Source organism: Stenotrophomonas maltophilia, assembly GCF_002799155.1.
Taxonomy (GTDB): domain Bacteria; phylum Pseudomonadota; class Gammaproteobacteria; order Xanthomonadales; family Xanthomonadaceae; genus Stenotrophomonas; species Stenotrophomonas maltophilia_R.
The window spans coordinates 3,999,469-4,021,401 of the sequence record NZ_NERD01000002.1; the positions used below are offsets into that span (position 1 = coordinate 3,999,469).

The 21,933-nt window shown below is 66.8% G+C and carries 25 protein-coding genes and 1 tRNA gene; 9 read left to right on the forward strand and 17 right to left on the reverse strand.

Going from position 1 to position 21,933, the window contains the following annotated elements:
• Positions 1 to 25: 25 nt before the first annotated feature.
• The 3 genes from B9Y82_RS19135 to rocF all read right to left on the reverse strand — a co-directional run bounded on the left by B9Y82_RS19135 (position 26) and on the right by rocF (position 1,670).
• Positions 26 to 247 (reverse strand): CsbD family protein, encoded by a 222-nt coding sequence (locus tag B9Y82_RS19135; RefSeq protein ID WP_019661831.1) that lies wholly within the window; start codon positions 245 to 247, stop codon positions 26 to 28.
• A gap of 202 nt (positions 248 to 449) precedes the next feature.
• The gene (locus B9Y82_RS19140) at positions 450 to 587 is read right to left on the reverse strand and encodes an entericidin A/B family lipoprotein (protein WP_014035659.1); all 138 of its coding nucleotides are present in this window, start codon (positions 585 to 587) and stop codon (positions 450 to 452) included.
• A gap of 162 nt (positions 588 to 749) precedes the next feature.
• Positions 750 to 1,670, reverse strand: coding sequence for an arginase (gene rocF / locus B9Y82_RS19145; protein ID WP_004153767.1), 921 nt, complete (start codon positions 1,668 to 1,670; stop codon positions 750 to 752).
• Between the two features lie 275 nt (positions 1,671 to 1,945).
• Here rocF and B9Y82_RS19150 point away from each other — a divergent pair, with 275 nt between their 5' ends.
• A complete protein-coding gene (locus B9Y82_RS19150; protein WP_100474924.1) occupies positions 1,946 to 2,395 on the forward strand; it encodes a hypothetical protein in 450 nt (149 codons plus the stop codon).
• A gap of 74 nt (positions 2,396 to 2,469) precedes the next feature.
• On the opposite strand, the gene B9Y82_RS19155 is transcribed toward B9Y82_RS19150, so the two are convergent.
• Positions 2,470 to 3,240, reverse strand: a complete 771-nt coding sequence (locus B9Y82_RS19155) for a DUF3011 domain-containing protein (protein ID WP_100474925.1) — start codon at positions 3,238 to 3,240, stop codon at positions 2,470 to 2,472.
• Between the two features lie 596 nt (positions 3,241 to 3,836).
• Here B9Y82_RS19155 and B9Y82_RS19160 point away from each other — a divergent pair.
• Positions 3,837 to 4,244, forward strand: a complete 408-nt coding sequence (locus B9Y82_RS19160) for a hypothetical protein (protein WP_100474926.1) — start codon at positions 3,837 to 3,839, stop codon at positions 4,242 to 4,244.
• 520 nt (positions 4,245 to 4,764) lie between these two features.
• Complete coding sequence (locus tag B9Y82_RS19165) at positions 4,765 to 5,307, forward strand: hypothetical protein (RefSeq protein WP_100474927.1); 543 nt, start codon at positions 4,765 to 4,767, stop codon at positions 5,305 to 5,307.
• An 81-nt stretch (positions 5,308 to 5,388) separates the two neighbouring features.
• On the opposite strand, the gene B9Y82_RS19170 is transcribed toward B9Y82_RS19165, so the two are convergent.
• From B9Y82_RS19170 to birA, 4 genes are all read right to left on the reverse strand, one after another.
• Positions 5,389 to 5,464: transfer RNA gene (locus B9Y82_RS19170), tRNA-Thr, on the reverse strand.
• A gap of 40 nt (positions 5,465 to 5,504) precedes the next feature.
• Positions 5,505 to 6,353, reverse strand: coding sequence for an SPOR domain-containing protein (locus B9Y82_RS19175; RefSeq protein ID WP_100474928.1), 849 nt, complete (start codon positions 6,351 to 6,353; stop codon positions 5,505 to 5,507).
• Positions 6,354 to 6,362: 9 nt separating this feature from the next.
• Positions 6,363 to 7,094, reverse strand: a complete 732-nt coding sequence (locus B9Y82_RS19180) for a type III pantothenate kinase (protein WP_100474929.1) — start codon at positions 7,092 to 7,094, stop codon at positions 6,363 to 6,365.
• Entirely contained in the window at positions 7,091 to 8,059 is a 969-nt protein-coding gene (birA, locus tag B9Y82_RS19185) for a bifunctional biotin--[acetyl-CoA-carboxylase] ligase/biotin operon repressor BirA (protein WP_100474930.1), read from the reverse strand. The genes B9Y82_RS19180 and birA overlap by 4 nt, the downstream gene beginning before the upstream one ends.
• A gap of 144 nt (positions 8,060 to 8,203) precedes the next feature.
• Here birA and B9Y82_RS19190 point away from each other — a divergent pair, with 144 nt between their 5' ends.
• Both B9Y82_RS19190 and B9Y82_RS19195 read left to right on the forward strand, forming a co-directional pair.
• Positions 8,204 to 8,488 carry a hypothetical protein gene (locus B9Y82_RS19190; protein ID WP_014035646.1) on the forward strand — a complete coding sequence of 95 codons (285 nt, stop codon included), beginning with the start codon at positions 8,204 to 8,206 and terminating at the stop codon, positions 8,486 to 8,488.
• Complete coding sequence (locus B9Y82_RS19195; RefSeq protein WP_202908137.1) at positions 8,455 to 9,246, forward strand: zinc-dependent peptidase; 792 nt, start codon at positions 8,455 to 8,457, stop codon at positions 9,244 to 9,246. The genes B9Y82_RS19190 and B9Y82_RS19195 overlap by 34 nt, the downstream gene beginning before the upstream one ends.
• A gap of 59 nt (positions 9,247 to 9,305) precedes the next feature.
• On the opposite strand, the gene B9Y82_RS19200 is transcribed toward B9Y82_RS19195, so the two are convergent.
• From B9Y82_RS19200 to dusA, 4 genes are all read right to left on the reverse strand, one after another.
• Positions 9,306 to 10,730, reverse strand: a complete 1,425-nt coding sequence (locus tag B9Y82_RS19200) for an ATP-binding protein (protein ID WP_100474932.1) — start codon at positions 10,728 to 10,730, stop codon at positions 9,306 to 9,308.
• Positions 10,731 to 10,755: 25 nt separating this feature from the next.
• Positions 10,756 to 11,439, reverse strand: coding sequence for a response regulator transcription factor (locus tag B9Y82_RS19205; protein WP_004136763.1), 684 nt, complete (start codon positions 11,437 to 11,439; stop codon positions 10,756 to 10,758).
• Positions 11,440 to 11,512: 73 nt separating this feature from the next.
• Positions 11,513 to 11,887 carry a hypothetical protein gene (locus B9Y82_RS19210; RefSeq protein ID WP_100474933.1) on the reverse strand — a complete coding sequence of 125 codons (375 nt, stop codon included), beginning with the start codon at positions 11,885 to 11,887 and terminating at the stop codon, positions 11,513 to 11,515.
• Positions 11,888 to 12,100: 213 nt separating this feature from the next.
• A complete protein-coding gene (gene dusA, locus B9Y82_RS19215) occupies positions 12,101 to 13,132 on the reverse strand; it encodes a tRNA dihydrouridine(20/20a) synthase DusA (RefSeq protein ID WP_162292090.1) in 1,032 nt (343 codons plus the stop codon).
• Between the two features lie 192 nt (positions 13,133 to 13,324).
• On the opposite strand from dusA, the gene B9Y82_RS19220 reads away from it, so the two are divergent.
• Both B9Y82_RS19220 and B9Y82_RS19225 read left to right on the forward strand, forming a co-directional pair.
• The gene (locus tag B9Y82_RS19220; RefSeq protein ID WP_100474934.1) at positions 13,325 to 13,567 is read left to right on the forward strand and encodes a hypothetical protein; all 243 of its coding nucleotides are present in this window, start codon (positions 13,325 to 13,327) and stop codon (positions 13,565 to 13,567) included.
• Between the two features lie 12 nt (positions 13,568 to 13,579).
• A complete protein-coding gene (locus B9Y82_RS19225) occupies positions 13,580 to 14,476 on the forward strand; it encodes a hypothetical protein (RefSeq protein WP_100474935.1) in 897 nt (298 codons plus the stop codon).
• Between the two features lie 105 nt (positions 14,477 to 14,581).
• On the opposite strand, the gene B9Y82_RS19230 is transcribed toward B9Y82_RS19225, so the two are convergent.
• The gene (locus B9Y82_RS19230) at positions 14,582 to 16,036 is read right to left on the reverse strand and encodes a SulP family inorganic anion transporter (RefSeq protein WP_100474936.1); all 1,455 of its coding nucleotides are present in this window, start codon (positions 16,034 to 16,036) and stop codon (positions 14,582 to 14,584) included.
• 209 nt (positions 16,037 to 16,245) lie between these two features.
• On the opposite strand from B9Y82_RS19230, the gene B9Y82_RS19235 reads away from it, so the two are divergent.
• Positions 16,246 to 17,223, forward strand: coding sequence for a cation diffusion facilitator family transporter (locus tag B9Y82_RS19235; RefSeq protein WP_100474937.1), 978 nt, complete (start codon positions 16,246 to 16,248; stop codon positions 17,221 to 17,223).
• 111 nt (positions 17,224 to 17,334) lie between these two features.
• Entirely contained in the window at positions 17,335 to 17,760 is a 426-nt protein-coding gene (locus B9Y82_RS19240) for an organic hydroperoxide resistance protein (RefSeq protein WP_004153735.1), read from the forward strand.
• Positions 17,761 to 17,912: 152 nt separating this feature from the next.
• On the opposite strand, the gene mmsB is transcribed toward B9Y82_RS19240, so the two are convergent.
• The 4 genes from mmsB to B9Y82_RS19260 are packed head-to-tail and all read right to left on the reverse strand — an operon-like array spanning position 17,913 to position 21,932.
• Positions 17,913 to 18,803 (reverse strand): 3-hydroxyisobutyrate dehydrogenase, encoded by an 891-nt coding sequence (gene mmsB / locus B9Y82_RS19245; protein WP_100474938.1) that lies wholly within the window; start codon positions 18,801 to 18,803, stop codon positions 17,913 to 17,915.
• The gene (locus tag B9Y82_RS19250) at positions 18,800 to 19,975 is read right to left on the reverse strand and encodes an enoyl-CoA hydratase/isomerase family protein (protein ID WP_100474939.1); all 1,176 of its coding nucleotides are present in this window, start codon (positions 19,973 to 19,975) and stop codon (positions 18,800 to 18,802) included. Before B9Y82_RS19250 ends, mmsB begins: the two co-directional genes overlap by 4 nt.
• On the reverse strand, positions 19,972 to 20,769 hold the full coding sequence (locus B9Y82_RS19255) for an enoyl-CoA hydratase (protein ID WP_087921197.1): 798 nt from the start codon (positions 20,767 to 20,769) through the stop codon (positions 19,972 to 19,974). The genes B9Y82_RS19250 and B9Y82_RS19255 overlap by 4 nt, the downstream gene beginning before the upstream one ends.
• The gene (locus B9Y82_RS19260; protein ID WP_100474940.1) at positions 20,766 to 21,932 is read right to left on the reverse strand and encodes an acyl-CoA dehydrogenase family protein; all 1,167 of its coding nucleotides are present in this window, start codon (positions 21,930 to 21,932) and stop codon (positions 20,766 to 20,768) included. Before B9Y82_RS19260 ends, B9Y82_RS19255 begins: the two co-directional genes overlap by 4 nt.
• Position 21,933: the final 1 nt, after the last annotated feature.

Here is a 21,933-nt window from a genome sequence, read left to right on the forward strand (position 1 = left end):
CGTGTCGTGGGGGAAACCGAAGTGCTTACTTGTAGTCCGGATAGTCCTTGCGCACGCTGTCTTCAAAATCCCGGACCTCCTTCTCGGCGCGGTCCTTGGCCCAGCCATAACGTTCCTGCAGGCGGCCAGCCAGGTATTCGGCATTGCCTTCGGCCACATCGAAGTCGTCGTTGGTCAGATCGCCCCACTTGGCCTGGGCCTTGCCCTTAAGCTGCGACCACTTGCCGGAAATGATGTCTTTGTTCATTGCTGGGTGTCCTTGGTTGCAACGGCGTTCTTACCGTGGCTCCAGCTTCGCGCAGCGGCTGTTGAGTACCGGTCAACCGGCAATGAAATACATGCTCACCTGCTTGAATGGTTCACTCCGCTTCGACAGTCGTACTGCGAAAAGCACAAACGAAAAGGCCGGGATGATTCCCGGCCTTTTCGCTTTCCAGTCCGCGCCGGGCTCACTTGCCCTTGGCGGCGTCCTCAACCTTTTCACCGGCCTTCTGCACGTCCTTGCCAGCACCGGCAACGGTGTTGCAACCGGCCAGCAGGGCCACCGAGAACATCGACAACAGCATCAGGGCAACTACGCGCTTCATGGGCTTCTCCTTGGGTTCGCCGCTATACCGCTTCATTCGCGGATGGGATTCTTTCGCTCGGCGGGAGGGCACCAATGCCCACTGCCGCCGCGTGAAGTGCAATCTGGCGGCAGGGGCGTGGAGCGGGTGTGAACGGTTCGGCGATCCGTTCAGGCCGGGAGCTCAGTCGCGCATCAGGGTGGACTTGCCGAACAGGCTTTCAACCAGGTCCACAGCCAGCTCGGCGGTGGCATTCTGCTTGTCCAGCAAAGGGTTGAGCTCGACGATATCCAGCGATCCCATGCGCCCGGTGTCGGCGATCATCTCCATCACCAGCTGCGCCTCGCGGTAGTTCACCCCGCCCGGCACGGTGGTGCCCACGCCCGGCGCGATGCTTGGGTCGAGGAAGTCCACATCGAAGCTGACATGCAGGTGGGTGTTCTCGTCGATGCCGGCCAGCGCTGCTTCCACCGCGCGCTTCATGCCGTTCTCGTCGATGTAGCGCATGTCGTAGACATCCACCTTGTGGGTCTTGATCAGGCGCTTCTCTTCCGGGTCCACCGAACGGATGCCGATCTGGTGCATCTGCGCCGGGGTGATCGCCGGCGACGTACCACCCAGGCGGGTCAGCGCGTCCGGGCCGAGGCCGCACAGGCAGGCCACCGGCATGCCGTGGATGTTGCCCGACGGGGTCACATCGCTGGTGTTGAAATCCGAGTGCGCATCCAGCCACAGCACGCGCAGGGTCTTGCCCTGCTCGCGGCACCAGCGCGCCACGGCGGTGATCGAACCGATGCCCAGGCAGTGGTCGCCGCCAAGCATGATCGGCATGCGCCCGGCCTGCAGTTCGGCATAGCTGGCTTCCATCAGCGCATGGTTCCACGCCACCACTTCATCCAGGTGGCGATAGCCTTCCACCGGCGCCGTCCACGGGTTGCGCGGGCCATCCAGGTTGCCCAGGTCGCGCACGTCCACGCCGCGCGCTTCCAGCGCCTCCGGCAGGCCCGCCACGCGCAGCGCTTCCGGCCCCAGCCGTGCACCGCGATGGCCCGCACCGACATCGGTGGGAACACCAATCAGGGATACGGAGATGGGATGGGCCATGGGTGCCTCCTGCGGTGGGGAAAAAGAAGCACAGTCTAGCCAGAGCTGTGTGACACCACTCGCGGCGGTGCAGCAGGGCATTGGCCAGATCGCCGCGGCCTGGCAGCCCTATCCGGTCAGGCATTCCAGCGCTGGGTCGTCAGGAATTCAATCTTCCGCGATCCACTTCACACCACGGTCGGTTTCGCCTCTTACGCGAAGCTGATGTTGTCTCCACGCTGCGCCGGCACCCTGAAGGTGCCGTTTCACTTCCTCAATCATGGAGCACCACGCGCATGAAACATGCACTCAATGGATTGGCGGTACTGGCAATTGCCCTGGGCGGACTGTTTCCCGCCGCTGCCAGTGCACCCTCGCAACGCATCACGCATACGGTGACCACCGATGCGTATCCCATGCAGACGGCGGGCGCACGCAAGGTGCTCGACTGGGTGGCGCAGCGGGTAAAGCCGTCGTTCGCCCCACAGGGCTACGGCAACGTACAGGTGGAACGACAGGCGTTCTCCGTCGGGGGCGCGTCTGCACGCTCGGACGGATCGATTCCCGGCAAGCTGCCGGAGCAGGGCATTCCCGGTGAGATCTATCGGGTGGAAAACCTGCTTCCCGATGGCTCCCTGCAGACGTGGGAATTCACCTGGGTAGAACCCTCATCCGGCCATGGCGGCGGCTGGGATGTCACCGGGTACACCTACAAGAAGGGCAATGACCCGGTAAACCAGCAGTAACGAAACAGGGGCAACGCGCGCCGCATTGCCCCCTTCAGACACGTGGCCGACGGCGGGTTCGCCGCCGCGGCTCCTCAACCGCCGCGGCGGCGAACCGGCGTCAGGCTCTGCACCTGGCCGTTGTTGCGCATCATGCACAGGAAGCGGCCTTCGGGATAATCGATGATCAGTTCCTGGTAATCGTTGCCCACCGGCATCTGGGTCACCAGCGTGCCCTGCGCGCCCTTGCGCATATTGCAGGAGCCCAGTGCGGTATCACCTGCCGGTGCGGGGGTAGTCACCGAGGACACGTTACGGAACACCGCGCGGCAGCCGCCGTTGACCCAAACCGAATGCCGCGCCAGCCCCCAGTTCTTGCCTTCCTCACAGCGGGTGCGGCTGAGCTGGCGCACGATTTCGACGTTGCCACGGGTGTTCAGATCGCACGACACCTGCTGCTGGCCCGTGGATTCGCAGGTGACTTCGCGCGGTAGCGCGGCATCGCCGGTAGCACCCTCGCGGGGGTGTGCGCCATCTGCGGCGGGCGCGGGCATTCCGCTGGCACTGACCTGGCAGATGCCATTGGCGCCGCCACGGCCGGTGTAGCTGATCTGCGGCGTGCCGTCATCGCTGCGGCTGATCGACAACGTGATGCCGCTGTTGGCGTCGCGTGCTTCGAAATAGCGGTCGTTGAAGCGTTTCAGCGTGGCCTCGCGGCCCTGCACGTAGACCGGGCCGCCTTCGTCGGCGTGCACGTCGATGCCGCCCGGGCAGCTGGCGTTGAAGAACGGCACCGCGGCCATGGCCGGGGCCACGAAAACGGTGGACAACAGTGCGGCGGTGAGCGGCAGGGCGTGGCGACGCATGATCGGATCCCGAGGGGCCCGGGGTGGGCCTGTGGCGGCAGTATGCGATGGGGCGTGGCGGGCTTTCCGTGAGGAATATCAAGAACCGGGTGCCGCGCATGGGGATTCAGGTCTGGTAGGGTGGTCCTGAAGCGCCGCCGGGCTGGTTAAGCCAGCTTTACACCGTGGCCCGCCATGGCCAGTGCGAGAGCGATGGCACGGCCTGATTTATCGTGGATCACGGCACTGCGCGATATGTCGCCTCTGGCATTGCGATGCTCGAAACGGGCCAAAGGCGATAATTCATTTTTCCTCTCAGATCACCCGATGTCATCGAAACAAACGACTGGCAGGCGGTGACTTCGCGTGCGCATGATGAATTGCCACCTTCAGCGGGGTGGCCGGGATTTCCAACCCGAAGACTGAAAGCTGTATACGCTTGCCAGCCGGCGCCGTCTTCTCAAGAGCGGCGCCGGCTGGCAATCCGTTCGCCGATCGACGGCGGGCGGTGCGTGGGGGCCTCGTGCCCACCGGCTCATTCAGTCCCGGGATTGGAAACCACGTATCGCCCGCCACCCTTCTCCGGTGGCACCTCTGTTCCGCACGAGGATGCCCGCATGTCCAAGCCCCACCACCCATACCTGACCGCCACACTGGGCGAGGCCGCCCTGCGACTGCCGCCCGAACTGGCGCAACCGTTGGAAGCCGCTTTTGCCGCTGCGAACGAGGCACCCGCGCCGATCAACCTTCCCGGCTGCCTGCAGCGCATCCGCGCCGGTGATGCCGCCGACGGACAGCCGTGGCAAGGGCCGGCCAGCACACCCGGCCAGGCCGTGGCCGCCGCTCGCCGGGATCGCGCCGCGGTGGGCCTGGTGTCGCTGCTGGAGCTGTACCACGCCGCCGAGCGTGTGCGCGTGGACGGGGAAGAGAAAGACGGCATCGGCGATGGCACGCGCGAAGGGCTGATGCTGGCCTGCCGGGGGCTGGCGGAGTATGTGGCGTTGCAGGTAGGCGGGGCTCAGTAATGCGGAACGTTCAGATCCCCAGCGTGCAGCCTTATAACGCCACGCCCCCAGCCATCGAATCAGGCAGACCCACTGCTGGGTAGTAAACAGCAGGGGATGCGGGTGCGCCTTGGGCACCCGCACTTTTGGGAGAAGCGATGAAAGGCGAGCTATTACCTCGAGTGTGAGGTGCGCGATTGCGTCAATCACTCAGCGCCACACTTGTGCATGCCAATTTGCTACTGGTTAACTCACCGGAGCGGGGGCATCCATCCCGCTTCTACACGGGGGCGGGATGTACAGAGTCGCGATGTTCCTTTTCGGTGTCTGCACCGTTTTGCTTTCAGGCTGCACTACTACTGCGGTTCCCAAAGGGGTTGCCTCAGCTGGATACACCGAAGTTGTTTCTGTTCCTCTGGGCCCTCTCCGCTACTTCCACACTGCTTCCCTGCTTCCCGGGCGAAACGCCGTAGGCACTACGCACGTCCACCGCTGTGCAAACACTGAGCGGAGCATCAGCCTGCAGATCGCGGATGGGCTTGTGATCGTTGCTGAAGATGTCTGTTCACGGATCGATGCGGCGGCGGACCTGGCCGAGTCATGGATACCGGCGGCATCCAACAGCTATCGGATCCTGCTCGTGCCGGAAGGCACTGCGGGGGCAATACGGACAAGATCGCTTGGCCGCTTTGCGACAGGCAGGACGCTTGCACTTGCATCGCACGTCTACGGCGATCAACGACAAGCCTTCGCGGATCTCGTTGACCTGGTTGCGCACGAGAGCCTTCACGCATTGGGGCACGCTACCAGGCATCCGCGAGCGCGCGACGAAAGAAGCGCCTACTACGCAGGGCTGTGTGCCCAGCTCAAGATCAACGGGCTCATCAAGGAAGAGAGCTTGCCCGGAGCCCCGCTTGCTTCAGGTGATCGGGCAGTACGCATCTCGTCCCAGCAGGCCTATCGTGTGCGGCTTGAGACCTATCCGTTGCTGGTGGACGGCACCATCCGGCTTGGAACGCCATCCGGCGAGTCGATGCTGCAACGGTGCCAGCAGATTGGAAACGAGTTGATTCGTCTGCAGTAGGCCTGAACGCGAAAAGGCCAGCGCACTGCGCTGGCCTTTCTCGCTGACCCCCTGCTTCCGGGGCGTAACGGAGATCCCAAGTGGTGCCGCTTGTCCGAATCGAACGGACGACCTACTGATTACAAATCAGTTGCTCTACCGACTGAGCTAAAGCGGCATGGGTGGTGCACCGGCGGCAGCGCCGCGGTCCAGGGATTCTAGCGCAACCGCGCGCATTCCAGCGACCGGCTCTGTGCCGCCCCGCTGCGCTGCTGGGCCTGGGCCGGCTGCGTGCCCGCCGCCAGCTGCCCTTCCAGCCACCATTGGCCGGCGTCGCCGCTGGCGACCAGGCGCGGCTGGAAGCCGGCGGCCTGCACCGCCGCCATGCGCCGTTCGGCGCCTTCGCGGTTTCGGTACTGGCCCAGCGCCACGGCGTTGGCCTCCTCGCCCTGGCTGATGATGTAGTAGTCACCCAGGCCGGCGGCGACGATGCGCTTCACCGTGGCCTGCGCTTCGTCGCGGCTGGCGGCGGCCGGCAGCATCACCCGGTAACGGGCACTGCCGCTGGCAGCGGGCTGTTCGCGCAGGCGCACCTGGCTCAGCAGCGTGCTGGCCTTGCCTTGCGCACTGCTCGCGGCGGCGCGGTCGGCGAACGGGCCCAGCGCGACGCAGCGCGCTGGCTCAGCAGCCGCGGGCGGGGTTGCGGGCTTTTCCGGTGCCGGAACGGGTGCGGGTGGCGCTACCGGCTTCGCAGCGGTAGCAACCGGCACAGCCTCTGCCGTCTGCGGCTTGGCAATTTCCGGCTTTGCCGGCATAGCCGGCGCAGGCGTCGCAGCCGCAGCCGTCTTCGCCGCCGGTTCGCGTTCCATCAGCGGCGCGGTCGGGGCTGCAGCAGTCGCTTCGGCGGCCGCAGCGGCATCCGCACCACCGGGCACCCAGCGCAGCTCGGCCACACCGGCCGGTTGCGGCGGCGGCGCGGGCGGTTGCGGTGCATCGCGCAGCAGCCACCAGCAGGCGACGCCAAGATTGAGAATGGCCAGTACGACGATCAGGGCACGGGTCAGCATGCGCGGATACTAGCCTGCGGGCTGGTGCACCGCCCAGCGGGCGAGGCCATCCAGCACCAGCGAGGGGTGGTAATCGGCACCGGGCAGCAACGGCATCAGCGCCGGTGCGCCGCCACCGTGCACCAGCAGCGAGGGCGCTACGCCCAGCAGCGAGTGCGCCTGCTGCGCACTGCGTTCGATCAGCGCCACCGCGGCGCCGTCGCAGCCGGAGGCCAGCGCGTCGGCGGTGTCGTTGGCAAACTCGCTGTAGTCGCCGCCGGTCGCCGGCAGCTGCACCGCACGCGCGTGCAGCGCCTCGCGCATGGTGGTGGGCGATGCGGAAATGCGGCCTCCGTGGTGCTGGCCATCGGCGTCGAGCAGGTCAATGGTCAGTGCGGTGCCCACGCCGACTACCAGCACAGGGCGCTGTGCCTTTGCGGCAGCCAGCAGGGCCAGGAAACGATCGACGCCGAACTTTTCCGGCTTGGCATAGGCAATGCGCACGCCGGCACACTCGGCGCTGGTGCGCACGACATGCACGTTCTCGAAGCGGCGCTGCAGCTGGTCCAGCATGGCGCTGGTCAGCGACGGCGCGGCCACGCTGGCCACGAACGCGGTGGTACCGCTGGGCAGGCTGTGCGGCGGCTGCCCGGCCATGCCTTCGGCGCCATGCGCCCAGGCCTGCACGTCACCGGCGCGGTCGCCCTGCAACGGCGCGAACTTGAAGCGCGAGTTGCCCAGGTCGAACAACCAATCGCTCATGCTGCCCTCACGCTGACTTCGCCGGCATGCAGCAGGCGTTCCCGGCCATCGATGCGCACGCGCAATGCGCCGTCATCGGCCAGGCCAAGCGCGGTACCGTGCTGCCACTGCCCGTCCAGTTCCACGCGTACTTCGCGGCCGGCCAGCATGTCGAAGGCGGCGTAGCGCGGCAGGAACGGAGCGAGGCCTTCGCGGTCGAATTCTTCCAGCGCCGGCAGCAGCCGCGTCAGCACGGCAGCGACGACCACGTTGCGGTCCACCGGCTTGCCAGCCAGCGTGTCCAGGTCCACCCACGGCTGGGTGATCTGCTCGGCGAACGACGGCGGCATGTGCGTGTTGATGCCGATGCCGATCACCGCGCGCGCCGGGCCGGCGTATTCGCCACCGCCTTCTGCGAGCAGGCCGACCAGCTTGCGGTTGCCATCGACGATCAGGTCGTTCGGCCACTTCAGCTGCGCTTGGGTATAGCCCAGGTCGTGCAGCGCCTCGGCCACGGCGATGCCCGCCACCAGGCTCAGCCCGGCCAGGCGGCCGAGGCCACCGGAATACAGGCGCAGCACCGACAGGTAGATATGCGCGGCCAGTGGCGAGGCCCAGCTGCGGCCACGACGGCCACGGCCACCGGTCTGGCGTTCGGCCAGCAGGACGCCGACCCCGCGCTGGGGCGCGCTGCAACGCAGCAATTCGGCGTTGGTCGAATCCACCGTCCAGGCCACCTGCAGGTCGTGCAGCAGCGGCAGAACCCCGGCCGGCAGACCGGCGCGGATCGCGTCCGAATCCAGCAGATCGACCGGGCGGGTCAGGCCATAGCCTTCGCCGGCGCGGCCCTCGACGTCCACACCGGCGGCCCTAAGCCCTTGAATACGCTTCCAAATTGCCGCGCGGGTCTGGCCCAGCTCACGGGCCAGGGCGTCGCCGGACAGGCGACCGGCAGCGAGTTTGGCCAGCAATTGGCGATCGTCCACGGCAGCTTCCACGAAGTCAGGAAGGAATTATGCGGGAAAGCCGCCAGCGACGCCCGCCACGCTGGGTTCCGCAGGGGCTTCCAACAGGGCGCCGGGTTCGGGCTAGAATCGGGAACTCACCCTCCCTTAACGTGGATGTCGTCAATGCGCCGTTATGCCCATTGCCTGATCCTGCTGATGATGCCCTTCGCGGCGTCTGCGACAGCAGCGCTGGACGACAGCCGCGGCGCCTGCGTGTCGTCCAACGGGGATGCCGCCTCGCAGCGCGCGCCGACCGCGACCGCCTCGGCCGCCACCACCAAGCCGGCGGCGGTACGCCCGGCCGCCAGCAGTGCCACCAGCACCGGCGGCGGTGGCAGCGACGATGACGTGCTGCAACGCATCCGTGCGCCGAAGTGGCACAGCTACCTGCCGGGAATGTTCCGCTGATCAAGTCGTTGCTGCAGTGGCTGCGGCCTGCGCCGCGGCCGATCGACGATGCACTTTGGGAAGACGCCTGCCGCCGCGCGGCCTGGCTGCACGGCCTGGACGACGAACGCCGCGCGCGCCTGCGCGTACTGGCCACGCGCTTCCTGCACGAGAAGACCATCACCCCGATCGGCGAGCTGCAGCTGCAGGCCGGTGACGGGGTGCTGCTGGCCGCGCTGTGCTGCCTGCCGCTGCTGGAGTTCGGCGAGGTGGGGCTGGAAGGCTGGTCGCAGCTGATCGTCTACCCCGATGCGTTCCGCGTGCACCGCAGCCACATGGATGCGGCGGGCGTGCTGCACGAGTGGGATGACGAGCTGATCGGCGAGTCGTGGGACAGCGGCCCGTTGATCCTGTCCTGGGCCGACGTGCAGGCCGACCTGGCGGCGCCGCACGAGGGTTACTGCGTGGCAGTGCACGAGATGGTGCACAAGCTGGATGCGCTGGATGGCGCGATGGACGGCACCCCGCCGCTGCCGCGCGAATGGCAGCGCGAATGGGCAGCCACCTTCCAGCGCGCCTACGACGCCTTCTGTGCGCAGGTGGATGCGGGCGAAGAGACGCTGATCGATCCGTATGCGGCCGAGGCGCCGGAAGAGTTCTTCGCGGTGGCCAGCGAGTACCACTTCTCGGCACCGGATCTGCTGCAGCAGGCGTTGCCGGAGGTGGCCGCGCAGCTGCGACGGTTCTACGGCGAGCCGCCGAAGATCGAATTGCGGTAGTGCCGGAATACCCGTGCGCTGTTGCGCCAGGCGATGCCCGGCCGACGCGAATGCGCGGCTTACGGCCCCGGCGGCAGGCGCACTTCGAAGCGGGCGCCGCCCAGTTCGCCCGAACGGCCCACGGTCAGTTCACCGCGGTAATCCTTGATCAGGTCCTGCACGATCGACAGGCCGATACCATGCCCCTGCACGCGCTCGTCGCCACGCACGCCACGCTGCAGCACCTTGCCGATGTCGTCCGGGGCGATGCCGGGGCCATCGTCGTCCACCGCCAGCAGCAGGCCGGCGCGGCGCGCATTCGGGGCCGGCAGCGGCTGCGCGGTCAGCAGCACGCGGCGGTTGGCCCACTTGAAGGCGTTCTCCAGCAGGTTGCCGAGCAGTTCCTGCAGGTCGCCCGGTTCCCCGTGGAAGCGCGCGGCCGGGTCGATGTCGAATTCGCACAGCACGCCCTTGGAGGCGTAGACCTTTTCCAGGCCACGCACGATTTCCTCGGCGTTGGACTCGATCGGCAGCGGCGCGGAGAACAGTTTGTGGCCGGACGAGGCCGCGCGCGCCAGCTGGTACGAGACCAGGTTGTTCATGCGCTGCAGCTGCACGTCCAGTTCCTCGCGCAGTGCGTTGTCGCCGGCGCCGCTGTCCATCTGCGTGCGCAGCACCGCGATCGGCGTCTTCAGGCTGTGCGCCAGGTCGGCCAGGGTGTTGCGCTGGCGCTCGAGGTTCTCGCGCTCGCTTTCGATGAAGGCGTTGATGCTGTCGGTCAGCGGTTCCAGCTCGCGCGGGTGGCGCTCGCTCATGCGCTCGGTCTCGCCGCGCTGCACCTTGGTCAGCTCGGTGATCACGCGGCGCAGCGGGCGCAGGCTCCACTGCAGAATGACGGTCTGCAGCAGCAGCAGGATCAGGCCGATGCCGCCCAGGTAGAACCAGACGCGGCCACGGAACACGCGCAGCTGAGCACCCAGCGCGCGCGAGTCTTCCATCACGTAGATGGTGTACGGGAATTCGGTGGCGGGATCGGCGTCGGCGCCCCACACCAGGCCCAGGCCATAGCGGTAGACCGAGCCCTGGCTGCCATCGATCTGGATCATCGGCAGCGGGCCCTCGAACACTTCCTGGCGCGGCGCCAGCAGGCCGCCGCCCACGGTGGGCAGCATCGGGCCTTCGGCGGACATCGAATTGCCCTTGCCGTGCGGCATCACCACCTGCAGGTACAGGCCGCTGCCGGGCACATCGAAGCGCGAATCCGGCGGCTGCTCGCGGATGTACAGCGAGCGGTCGCGGGTGAAGTCGATGCCGGCCGCGTAGGACGTGGCGTAGTTCTTCAGGCGCTCACGCAGGTTCGCCTTCGCCGTATCGGCGAAGGCGGCGTCGAGCGCGTAACCGGCCAGGGCCAGGAACGCGACCAGGCCCACGGACGCGGCGAGCATCTGGCGCGCCTGCAGTGAGCGCGGCCGCCAGCGTCGGAAGAACCACAGACGGCCGGACATCGTGCTATCGCCAGGGTGAGCCGGCTCAGCCCTCGTTGCGCGGGATCGCGAAACGGTAGCCGCGACCGCGCACGGTCTCGATCGGCTTCAGCTCGCCATCCGGGTCCAGCTTCTTGCGCAGGCGGCCGATGAACACTTCCAGCACGTTCGAGTCGCGGTCGAAGTCCTGCTGGTAGATGTGCTCGGTGAGGTCGGCCTTGGAGACCAGTTCACCGGCATGCATCATCAGGTACTCCAGCACCTTGTACTCGTAGCTGGTCAGGTCGACATTGCTGCCGGCCACGCTGACGGTCTGGGCGGCGAGGTCCAGGGCGACCGGGCCGCATTCCAGGGTCGGCTTGCTCCAGCCGGCGGCGCGGCGCAGCAGCGCGTTGACGCGGGCCAGCAGCTCTTCGACGTGGAACGGCTTGACCAGGTAATCGTCGGCACCCTGCTTCAGGCCCTCGACCTTGTCCTGCCAGCTCGAACGCGCGGTCAGGATCAGCACCGGGAACTTCTTGCCTTCGTCACGCAGGGCCTTGATCAGTTCCATGCCCGACATCTTGGGCAGGCCGAGGTCGATGATGCCGACATCGAACGGGACTTCGCGCCCCATGTAGAGGCCTTCCTCGCCGTCCTGCGCAGCATCGACGGCAAAGCCTTCGCGCTTGAGCCGGGCTGCCAGGGTCTCACGCAGCGGGGCTTCGTCTTCGACCAGAAGGATACGCATGAACTCTCCCTAGTGTCCTGGGTGTGGCCCGGAGGCCTGTGGGGTACGGGTTGATAGCGACAACTATCCCTGTTCAGGGGTTATCGCCGCGTAGTGATGACATATCCGACCGCGGCGTGCGCGGCTGTGAACGCGACGGGGCGGGGTCGTCCATATAGCGGACCCGGCCCCGGTCGTCCATGTACTTCACCCGGTTGATATCACGACCATCGAACGGCACGCGCTCGGCGCCGAGGATGTGGCCGCCGGTGGTGCGCTGCACGCGGCGCACGGCATCGGACAGCGACCGCTCGTCGCCACGGTTGCCGCGCTCGCCCCGCTCCATCATCTCCGCCCGCCCCTGGTCGCCACGCGGCGGCTGCTGTGCCAGCGCCGACGACAGCGGCGCAACCGCCAGCACCACGCAGGTGGCCAGGGCAATGCGGCAATGGAGGGGAACGGAAGACATCGATGCGATCCTAGCCGAGCACGGCGATTCGTTCAAAAGTCGTAAATCCGGATGCCGGAATTGGGGTCCGGCGTTTTACAAATCCTTTGCAAATTCTTGGTTTGGGGCAGTGAATCCGGTCTGAACTTTTCCGGCGGCGATCCCGCGATGTTCAGCTAGGTGAACATTCGGGACGAATCGCCGCGCCTTGTCAAGTCAGGAATGTGACGAAGGTCACGCTGCGGCGCGATCGCTGTCGCGTTCGGTCACGGCAAGCGCCTGCTCGACCAAGCTCCAATCGGCACCAGGGCGGTGCGCGCCCTCGCTCAACACCTGGCGGAATGCGCGGCCACCAGGCTGGCCGTGGAACAGGCCGAGCAGGTGGCGGGTGATGTGCTTCAGCGCCAGGCCTTCGCCCAGCCGCGCCTCGATGTACGGACGCATCGCGCGCAGCAGGTCGCCGCGCGCCTGCAGCGGGGCGCCGGTGTGCAGCGCCTCCAGCTGATGCAGCAGGTAGGGGTCGTGGTAGGCCGCACGGCCCAGCATCACGCCATCGACGTGCGCGGCCTGCGCCTGCACCGCCTCGAGGCTGGCCAGGCCACCATTGAGCACCACCGGCAGCGCCGGGCGCTCCTGCTTCAGGCGGTAGGCCCAGTCGTACTTCAGCGGCGGAACCTCGCGGTTCTCCTTCGGCGACAGACCCTTCAGCCACGCGTTGCGCGCGTGCACCACCACCATCGCGGCACCGGCGGCGACCTGGCGGTCGACGAAGGCGGCGAACACGTCGTAATCGTTGTCCTCGTCCACGCCCAGGCGGCACTTCACCGTCACCGGGATCTCGACCGCGTCGACCATCGCCGCCACGCAGTCGGCCACCAGCACCGGCTCGCGCATCAGGCAGGCGCCGAAACGCCCGGCCTGCACGCGGTCGGAGGGGCAGCCGCAGTTGAGGTTGACCTCGTCGTAACCCCACTCCGCCGCGATGCGCGCAGCCTGCGCCAGCAGCGCCGGGTCGCTGCCACCCAGCTGCAGCGCCAGCGGCTGCTCGCTGCGGTCGAAGCCGAGCAGGCGCTCGCGATCGCCGTGGATGACCGCATTGGCGTGCACCATTTCCGTGTACAGGCGCACACCCGGTGCCAGCACGCGATGGAACACGCGGCAATGGCGATCGGTCCAGTCCATCATCGGGGCCACGGACAGGCGCAGGGAATCGGCGTAACGGGCGGCGGCGGACGTCATCGGGGTGTTGATCGTGGAGACTGGCATTGCTAGTGAGATCAATAGTTTACACCGGGTGGCTGAACGGCGGCGGGGCGTCAGGCGGTGTGCGAAGCGTCGGCGCCCCATTGCCGGTGTGGCACACGCCCGCCATCCCGCCAAATACGAATGAGAAGTGATATCATTTGAGCGCCGCATGACGATGTGCGGCATGGATGCCCCAAGCAAACGGAACATGTAATGCAGCAACGCACCTATATCGAACTGGTCCTGGAGCTGTTCGCCTTCATCAGCCTGTGCATGGCGATGACGACCTCCGGCACCCCGGTGCTGGTTTTTGGTCTCACGACCATCCTGCTCACGGTATGGATACCCTTCCAACGGCGCGAGATTCATCGCTTCACCCGCGCCGTGTCGATTGCGCTGGTCATTGCGTCAGTAGCCAGGATCGTCATTCATTTCCTACCTAATCCATCCATCTAGGAATCGAATTCGATGAGGCTGTTCCGATACGCCACTGCGGTGGCGTTGTTGCTCTGTGCGCAGGGAGCGCACGCGCAGGTGAAGCAGATACAAGATATCCCGTGCGAAGGGTGTTCATACGCTCAGATGCAGGCGGCCGCGCTGTCGGACGTCGACGTCGGCGGTGCGCTGGTAACCAGTATTTCCACGGGAGAGATACGGAAGTTCGTCATCCTGTGGGATCGCAGGATCCAGGAGCTGCCGATCGAACAGGACCTGGAAGACTACTTCGTAGCCCTGGTCCGCTTCTGGCACGCGAATGGGCGCAGCCTTGAAATGAACTACGACGTTGCATCGAACACGTGGAGACTCCCCCAGCAAGCGATGGCGACTGCACGCGTGCGACGTGCACTGGCGGCTCCCGCCGCAGACCGGCCGGTGCCGGCAACCGTATACGATGCATTGCAGAGCCCGGCCAGGATGAACAACGCGATCGAACAGTTGAATGCCTCCTGGCTCGCCCGCGGGTATGCGGCGCACATGACCTTCGTCAATTCGGTCAGGGGAAAGAACATCTCGCTGACTGCGGGCCGCCCGGTGACCACCCTGAACTTCGCCGATGGCTCCAGCATCAAGGCCTCCTACGACATCGAGATGAAAAGCTGGGCGCCTATTCCCGGCACCGGCCTCGACGTTCACGGCAACCCGGTTCCAGAGACGAAAGCAGACGTTGCCAAGGACGGCAAGCCGGTGGTGTACGAGTTCCCCGGTGGCATCACCAGTGACGCCTACATGGACTTCAGTCGCTACCTCTTCGATCTGGGCGTGCGCCCCAACATCGGGCCGGGCGACAACCAGATGATCTGCACCAGCGAAGTGATGGACGCCGACATGCGGGTGGAAGTCAGGTGCATGGGCCGCAGGCACTGATGCAACAACGCGGGTGACCGCCGCTGCGGTCACCCGGGTGCCCCCTGCCGAAGCGCTTATGCACCCATGTCCCAGCACAGGTGGCGGCGAGTGAAGAGTGCGAACTCAGTGCCCGCCGCCGCGCCCACCCACCTGCTCGATCAACGTCCGGCTGGCGGCATTGAGCCCCACCACCGTTACATCGGCGCCATGCGCGGCCAGTTTTTCCTGCGCGCGCTCCAGCGCGGCCACGGCGGTCAGATCCCACAGGTGGGCATCGCGCAGGTCAATCTGCACCTTCGGTGCTACGTGCTGGTAGTCAAACGCCGCGCCCAGCTGGCCGGCGGAAGCGAAGAACACCTGGCCACGTACGCGGTAGACCTGCGTGTCTCCGGCATCCTCGCGCTGCACCTCCAGCATGCGGCCGACCTTGCGGGCGAAGAACAGCGCCGACAGCAGCACGCCACTGAGCACGCCCTTGGCCAGGTCGTGGGTGGCCACGGTGACCACCACGGTCAGCAACATCACGGCCGAGGAACTGCGCGGATGCGTGCGCATGTCGCGCAGCGAGCGCCAGCTGAAAGTGCCGATGCTGACCATGATCATCACCGCCACCAGCGCAGCCATCGGGATCTGCCGCACCAGGTCGCTGCCGTACACCACCAGCACCAGCAGCAGCACGCCGGCCACCAGGCAGGACAGGCGGCCGCGGCCACCAGACGTCACGTTGATGACCGACTGGCCGATCATCGCGCAGCCGGCCATGCCGCCGAGGAAACCGGTGACCGCGTTGGCCACGCCCTGGCCGACGCATTCGCGGTTGCGCTCGCTGGGCGTCTCGGTGATGTCCTCGACGATCTGCAGGGTCATCATCGATTCGAGCAGGCCGACCACGGCCAGCGTGGCCGACACCGGCAGCAGGATGCGCAGCGTTTCCCAGCTGAGCGGTACATCGGGGATGAGGAACTGCGGCAGGCTGTCGGGCAGCTGGCCCATGTCGCCAACACTGCGCACGTCCACATCGAAACCGATCACCACAGCAGTAAGCACCACGATCGCCACCAGCGGTGACGGCACCGCACGGGTGAGGCGTGGCAGCAAGTAGATGATTGCCAGGGCGGCGGCACACAGCACGTAGACGGTCGGGCCGCGGCCGATCAGTTCCGGCATCTGCGCCAGGAAGATCAGGATCGCCAGCGCGTTGACGAAGCCGGTGATGACCGAGCGCGAGACGAAGCGCATCAGCGAGCCGAGCTTGAACACGCCCGCGAGCACCTGCAGCAGGCCGGCCAGGATGCTGGCCGCGAACAGGTACTGCAGGCCGTGGTCCTTGACCAGGTCGACCATCACCAGCGCCATTGCGCCGGTGGCGGCGGAGATCATGCCGGGGCGGCCACCGGCGATGGCGGTGACCACCGCAATGGAGAACGCGGCATACAGGCCGACCTTGGGGTCGACGCCGGCGATGAGCGAGAAGGCGATGGCCTCGGGAATCAGGGCCAGGGCGACGACCATGCCGGACAGCAGATCACCACGGAGGTTGCCGAGCCATTGCTGGCGCAGCGGATAGGACGTTTGCATGGGAAAACTCCGCGCGCACGCGGGCGTGGCCGCATGGCGCTGCAGTGGAAAGACGCGGGTTCCTGAGCCGGGTGGGCCGGCTGCCGATGTGCGGCAAGGGTCAGGGTGGCGTGATCACTGCAGTGCGTCGTCGGGGAGCGTGGGAGGGCGCAGTCTACGGCACGGGGCTGCCCAGGGACAGCGTCGGCAGGCCGCAACGGCAGCGAGGCATGGCGCCGCTCTACAATCGGGGCATGGCCACCAACCCGCAGTTCTTCGATCCCGCTACCGAACAAGGCGTGCTGCGCCTGTCCATCGCAGGCTCATTGCTGCTGGCTGCGGGCGCGGTGGTGTTCGGCCTGTTGGCCAATTCCTCGCTGATCATCTTCGATGGCATCTACGGCCTGATCGATGTGGTGATGACCTGGCTGTCACTGCTGGTGGCGCGGCTGATCGCGCTGTCCACGCAGACAGATGCGCTGCAATCGCGGCTCAACCAGCGCTTCACCATGGGCTTCTGGCACCTGGAGCCGATCGTGCTGGGGGTGAGCGGCACGCTGATGATTGGCGCGGCGCTGTATGCGCTGGTCAATGCGGTGGACGCGTTGATGTCCGGGGGCCGCCACATCGCCCTCGGCCCGGCCATTGCCTTCGCCGGGCTGTCGATCGTGGGCGAAGGCGCGCTGGCCTGGTTCATCCTGCGCGCCAACCGCCGCATCGGCTCGGAGTTCATCGCGCTGGACGCGAAGAACTGGGTGATCGCGGCCAGCATGTCGGCCTGCTACCTGCTGGCTTTCCTCGGCGGCGTACTCGTGCAGGGCACGTCGCTGGCGTGGGTCGGGCCGTACATCGACCCGGCCATCCTCGCCTTCGTCTGCGTGCTGGTGATGATCGCCCCGCTCGGCACGGTGCGCCGGGCGCTGGCCGGCATCCTGCTGGTCACCCCGCCTGAACTGCAGGCGCACGTGGACGCGGTGGCGCGCGCGATCGTCGCCAAGCATGGTTTCGTCGAGCACCGCAGCTATGTGGCGCAGGTGGGGCGTGGCGAGCAGATCGAGTTGTTCTTCGTGGTGCGCGAGGACGACCCGCCGCGCCCCCTTCTGGAATGGGACCAGCTGCGCGACGAGATCGGCGATGCGCTGGGCGAGGCCTCTCCGGACCGCTGGCTGACCATCATGTTCACCACCGACCGCGAATGGACGATCTAGGCCAGCAGGACGATCGATCAAATTTTTCGTACGCATTGCAACCCAACGTACGCAGAAACCGGGCAAAGTAGGCTCCAACGCAACACCCACCCACTGACCAGGAGCATCCCGATGTCCATCGAAAAGGTTCTGTATACCGCCCAGGCCACCTCCACCGGCGGCCGTGAAGGCCGTTCCGTCTCGTCCGACAACGTGCTGGACATCCAGCTGTCGACCCCGCGCGAGCTGGGTGGGGCCGGCGGCCCGGGCACCAACCCGGAACAGCTGTTCGCCGCTGGCTACTCGGCCTGCTTCCTCGGTGCGCTGAAGTTCGTGGCCGGCCAGGCCAAGGTCGCGCTGCCGGCCGACACCACTGTCACCGGCAAGGTCGGCATCGGCCAGATCCCGACCGGCTTCGGCATCGAAGCCGAGCTGACCATCAACGTGCCCGGCGTGCCGCGCGAGCAGGTGGAAGAGCTGGTGCAGAAGGCGCACATCGTGTGCCCGTACTCCAATGCCACCCGCGGCAACATCGACGTGACGCTGATCGTTGCCTGATGCGGCCGGGGTCAGAGCCCTTTCGCGTTGCGAAAGGGATCCGACCCCAAAAAAATGGGCGGATGCCGGTCGAAACCGAACATCCGCCCATCCCACCTTCGTTGTCCCACGCGGGGGCATGAGGTTGCCGGCCAGCGGCCGGCACTACCAGGTCACTTCTCGCTCGTAATGAGCTGCACGACGCTGGAAAAATCCAGCTTGCCGCGGCCGGCCTGGTGGTTCATCGAATACAGGTTGCGGGCCACTTCGCCCAGCGGGATCGAGGCGCCGACACTCATCGCCGCTTCCACCGCCAGGCCCATGTCCTTCAGCATCAGATCGCTGCCGAAACCGCCGCTGTAGCCGCGCGAGGCCGGCGCATTCTCCAGCACGCCCGGCCACGGGTTGCACACTTCGGTGGCCCAGCTGCGGCCGGTGCTGACCGCCATCATCTGCGACAGCACCTTCGGGTCCAGCCCATGGGCCACGCCGAGTGCGATGGCTTCTCCGGTGACGGCCATGATCACGCCCAGCGCCATGTTGTTGCACAGCTTGGCGACCTGGCCGGCACCACTGGCGCCGACGTGGAAGATGTTCTTGCCCATTGCCTGCAGCACCGGTCGGGCGCGTTCCAGCGCGTCCTCTTCGCCACCGACGATGAAGGTCAGCGTGCCGGCCTGGGCACCGGCGGTACCGCCGGATACCGGCGCGTCGATCATCTGCAGGCCACGTGCGGCGGCCGCTTCAGAGACCTTGCGGGCGCTGGCCGGTGCGATCGTGCTGCAGTCGATGACCAGTGCACCGGCCGGGATCGCGGCGAGGATGCCGTCGTCGCCCAGGTACACGCCTTCGACATGGCGGCTGGCCGGCAGCATCGAGATCACGATCTCGGCATCGGCCAAGGTGTCGCGTGCCGATGACGCGGCGCTGGCACCGGCATCGACGACGGCCTGCACTGCGGCCGGGACCAGATCGAACACGCGCACGGCGTGGCCGTTCTTGACCAGATTGGCGGCCATCGGGCCACCCATGTTGCCCAACCCGATGAATGCAATGTGGCTCATGCAAGGCTCCTTTCAGCAAGGGGAGTACCCAGGTCAGCCAGCGGGTGCGCGGCATCGGCCCAGGGGGAAGCGAAGAAGGTGTCGGCCCACGCGGCGGTGGCCTCGGCCAGGGTGGCCGGGTTCCACTGCGGATTGCGGTCCTTGTCGATCAGCAGCGCGCGGATGCCTTCGGCGAAATCACCATGGGCGGTGCAATGCAGGGCGACGATGTACTCCAGGCGGTAGACCGCGGCGAGGTCCTGGCCAGCACTGCGGCGCTGCAGCTCGTACGACAGCCGTGCCGAGCCCGGTGCGCCGGCGGCGAGGGTTTTCTGTGCCGCCTGCAGCCAGGCATCGTCGGTCTGCAGGCCGGCAATGCGCGCGACGATCGCTTCAAGGTCATCGCCTTCGCACAACGCATCGACCTGCGCCGCGTTGGCCAGCAGCGGACCGGTCGCGGCATCGCTGGCATGCGATTGCAGCAGATGGCTGAGGCGCTCGTGGTTGTGCGCGGCATCGCCCGACCAGGCCACCTGCAGCAGCGCATCGAACACCGCGCTGCGGCGTTCTTCGGCTACATGTACATCGGCCAGGCCGGCGTAGATGGCATCTCCCGGGTTGAGCAGCGCGCCGGTCAGGGCCAGGAACAGGCCACCCTTGCCCGGCACGCGCGGCAGCAGCCAGCTGCCACCTACATCGGGGAACAGGCCGACGGTGATTTCCGGGAAGGCCAGCTTGGAGCGCTCGCTGACCACGCGGTGGCTGGCGCCGGACATCAGGCCGATGCCGCCGCCCATCACGATGCCATGGCCCCAGCACAGGATCGGCTTGGCGTAGGTGTGGATGAGGTAATCGACGCGGTACTCGACGTCGAAGAACTCGGCCGCGTAGTCGTTCTCGCGGATGTCGCTGCGGCCGGCCTCGCGGAAGGCGACCATGCTCTTGTACAGGCTGTGCAGGTCACCGCCGGCGCAGAACGCCTTTTCGCCGGCACCCTGCAGCACCACCATGGCGATGCCATCGTCGTCGGCCCAGGCGTTCAACTGCTTCAGCAGCAGGTGCGCCATCGGCAGCGAGAAGCCGTTGAGCGTACGCGGCGCATTGAGCGTGGCGATGCCGATGCGCGTGCCGTTGCCGGCCACGCGCTCTTCGAACAGCACCGGTGCGTCGTCGGCAGCGGCATCGGTGCTCATGCGTTCTTCCACTGCGCGGCGCGCTTTTCCAGGAAGGCGGTCACGCCCTCGACCTGGTCGGCGGTGTCGAACAGGTCGACGAAGGCTTCGCGCTCGGCCACCAGCGCCGAGGCGTGGGTGCCGGTGCGGGTGGCCTGCACCAGGGTCTTGCAGGCGGCGATGCTGGTCGGGCTCTGCTTGCCGGCCTTCTTCGCCCATTCCAGCGCCAACGCCTTGGCTTCGCCCTTGCCGACCTTTTCTTCGGCCAGGCCAATGCGCAGTGCGGTCTCGGCGTTGATGCGCTCGCCCAGCAGGATCATGCGCTTGGCCCAGCCCTCGCCGACCAGGCGCGGCAGGTTCTGGGTGCCACCGGCGCACGGCAGCAGGCCGACGGTGGCCTCCGGCAGCGCGACCTGGGCGTGGTCTTCGATGATGCGCAGGTCGCAGGCCAGCGCGCATTCCAGGCCGCCGCCCATGGCGTAGCCGTTGATCGCAGCGATCGACACGCCACGGAACCCGGACAGCGCCTCGAAGGCTTCACCGAAGCGGCGCGCGGCTTCGCGCGCGGCGGCCTTGTCGCCGGAGGCGAACTGGTTGAGATCGGCACCGGCGGAGAAGAACTTCTCGCCGTCACCGGTGATCACCAGCGCATAGATGTCGCGGTCTGCGTTGAGCGCGCCCACCAGGTCGCGCAGCGCCGACAGGCTGTGCACGGTCCAGGTATGCGCCGGCGGGTTGTTCAGGGTGACCACGGCGGTGTGGCCATCCACCTCGACCTTCAGGCCCACGTGCTCCTGGGTACGCCAATCCTTCATCGCAGTTCCTCTTCGGTGTTGAGCAGGTGACGGGCAACGATCACCCGCATGATCTCGTTGGTGCCTTCCAGGATCTGGTGCACGCGGCAGTCACGCAGCAGGCGTTCGATCGGATATTCGCGGATGTAGCCGTAGCCACCGTGGATCTGCAGTGCTTCGTTGCAGACGTTGAAACCGGCATCGGTGGCGAAGCGCTTGGCCATCGCGCACCACACGTTGGCATCGCTGGCACCGGCATCGAGCTTGCGCGCGGCGGTGTGCACCATCTGCCGTGCAGCCACCAGCTGGGTGACCATGTCGGCCAGCTTGAACTGCAGTGCCTGGAACTCGGCCAGCGCCTTGCCGAACTGGCGGCGTTCGCCCATGTAGCGGCGTGCGGCATCCAGCGCGCCCTGCGCCGCACCCAGCGAGCAGGCGGCGATGTTGATGCGGCCGCCATCGAGCCCCTTCATCGCCAGCTTGAAGCCGCCGCCTTCCTCTCCTAGAAGGTGGCTGACCGGCACGCGGACGTTTTCGAAGGTGATGCCACGGGTGGGCTGGCTGTTCCAGCCCATCTTCTCTTCCTTGCGGCCGAAGCTGATGCCCGGCAGGTCCGCCGGCACCGCAATGGCGCTGACACCGCCGGCACCGGCACCACCGGTACGTGCCATCACCACCAGCAGCTCGGTGGCACCGGCGCCGGAAATGAAGGCCTTGGAGCCGTTCAGCACATAGAAGTCGCCATCGCGCAGGGCGGTGGTCTTCAGCGACGCCGCATCGGAACCGGCGCCCGGTTCGGTCAGGCAGTACGAAGCCAGCTTGTTGCCCGAAGACAGGTCGGTACCCCACGCATCGCGCAGTGCCGGCTGGCCCCACTTGGACACCATCCACGAGGCCATGTTGTGGATGCTGATGTACGCCGCCGTCGACGGATCGACGCTGGCGAGCTCCTCGATAACGACGGCGGCGTCCAGTCGGCTCAGGCCGCTGCCGCCCACTTCCGGGTCCATGTACAGACCGCAGAAGCCCAGTTCACCGGCCTTGGCGATCGCCTCGCGCGGAAAGATGCCCTCCGCATCCCATCGCGCGGCGTGCGGCGCCAGTTCGGCCTGTGCGAAGTCGCGCGCCGCCTCGCGGTACGCCTGCTGCGCTTCTTCCAGTTCCGTCGTCATCGAGTGGCTCATG

Excerpts from the sequence above, each read along its gene's own strand:
- B9Y82_RS19230 (WP_100474936.1), bottom strand. The coding sequence starts at position 16,036 with ATGCAAACGTCCTATCCGCTGCGCCAGCAATGGCTCGGCAACCTCCGT.
- B9Y82_RS19190 (WP_014035646.1), top strand. The coding sequence starts at position 8,204 with ATGCGCCGTTATGCCCATTGCCTGATCCTGCTGATGATGCCCTTCGCG.
- B9Y82_RS19210 (WP_100474933.1), bottom strand. The coding sequence starts at position 11,887 with ATGTCTTCCGTTCCCCTCCATTGCCGCATTGCCCTGGCCACCTGCGTG.
- B9Y82_RS19205 (WP_004136763.1), bottom strand. The coding sequence starts at position 11,439 with ATGCGTATCCTTCTGGTCGAAGACGAAGCCCCGCTGCGTGAGACCCTG.
- B9Y82_RS19220 (WP_100474934.1), top strand. The coding sequence starts at position 13,325 with ATGCAGCAACGCACCTATATCGAACTGGTCCTGGAGCTGTTCGCCTTC.
- B9Y82_RS19160 (WP_100474926.1), top strand. The coding sequence starts at position 3,837 with ATGTCCAAGCCCCACCACCCATACCTGACCGCCACACTGGGCGAGGCC.
- B9Y82_RS19200 (WP_100474932.1), bottom strand. The coding sequence starts at position 10,730 with ATGTCCGGCCGTCTGTGGTTCTTCCGACGCTGGCGGCCGCGCTCACTG.
- B9Y82_RS19225 (WP_100474935.1), top strand. The coding sequence starts at position 13,580 with ATGAGGCTGTTCCGATACGCCACTGCGGTGGCGTTGTTGCTCTGTGCG.
- mmsB (WP_100474938.1), bottom strand. The coding sequence starts at position 18,803 with ATGAGCCACATTGCATTCATCGGGTTGGGCAACATGGGTGGCCCGATG.
- B9Y82_RS19235 (WP_100474937.1), top strand. The coding sequence starts at position 16,246 with ATGGCGCCGCTCTACAATCGGGGCATGGCCACCAACCCGCAGTTCTTC.
- B9Y82_RS19140 (WP_014035659.1), bottom strand. The coding sequence starts at position 587 with ATGAAGCGCGTAGTTGCCCTGATGCTGTTGTCGATGTTCTCGGTGGCC.
- B9Y82_RS19250 (WP_100474939.1), bottom strand. The coding sequence starts at position 19,975 with ATGAGCACCGATGCCGCTGCCGACGACGCACCGGTGCTGTTCGAAGAG.
- B9Y82_RS19155 (WP_100474925.1), bottom strand. The coding sequence starts at position 3,240 with ATGCGTCGCCACGCCCTGCCGCTCACCGCCGCACTGTTGTCCACCGTT.
- B9Y82_RS19150 (WP_100474924.1), top strand. The coding sequence starts at position 1,946 with ATGAAACATGCACTCAATGGATTGGCGGTACTGGCAATTGCCCTGGGC.
- B9Y82_RS19175 (WP_100474928.1), bottom strand. The coding sequence starts at position 6,353 with ATGCTGACCCGTGCCCTGATCGTCGTACTGGCCATTCTCAATCTTGGC.
- B9Y82_RS19260 (WP_100474940.1), bottom strand. The coding sequence starts at position 21,932 with ATGAGCCACTCGATGACGACGGAACTGGAAGAAGCGCAGCAGGCGTAC.
- rocF (WP_004153767.1), bottom strand. The coding sequence starts at position 1,670 with ATGGCCCATCCCATCTCCGTATCCCTGATTGGTGTTCCCACCGATGTC.
- dusA (WP_162292090.1), bottom strand. The coding sequence starts at position 13,132 with ATGCCAGTCTCCACGATCAACACCCCGATGACGTCCGCCGCCGCCCGT.
- B9Y82_RS19255 (WP_087921197.1), bottom strand. The coding sequence starts at position 20,769 with ATGAAGGATTGGCGTACCCAGGAGCACGTGGGCCTGAAGGTCGAGGTG.
- B9Y82_RS19240 (WP_004153735.1), top strand. The coding sequence starts at position 17,335 with ATGTCCATCGAAAAGGTTCTGTATACCGCCCAGGCCACCTCCACCGGC.
- B9Y82_RS19180 (WP_100474929.1), bottom strand. The coding sequence starts at position 7,094 with ATGAGCGATTGGTTGTTCGACCTGGGCAACTCGCGCTTCAAGTTCGCG.
- B9Y82_RS19135 (WP_019661831.1), bottom strand. The coding sequence starts at position 247 with ATGAACAAAGACATCATTTCCGGCAAGTGGTCGCAGCTTAAGGGCAAG.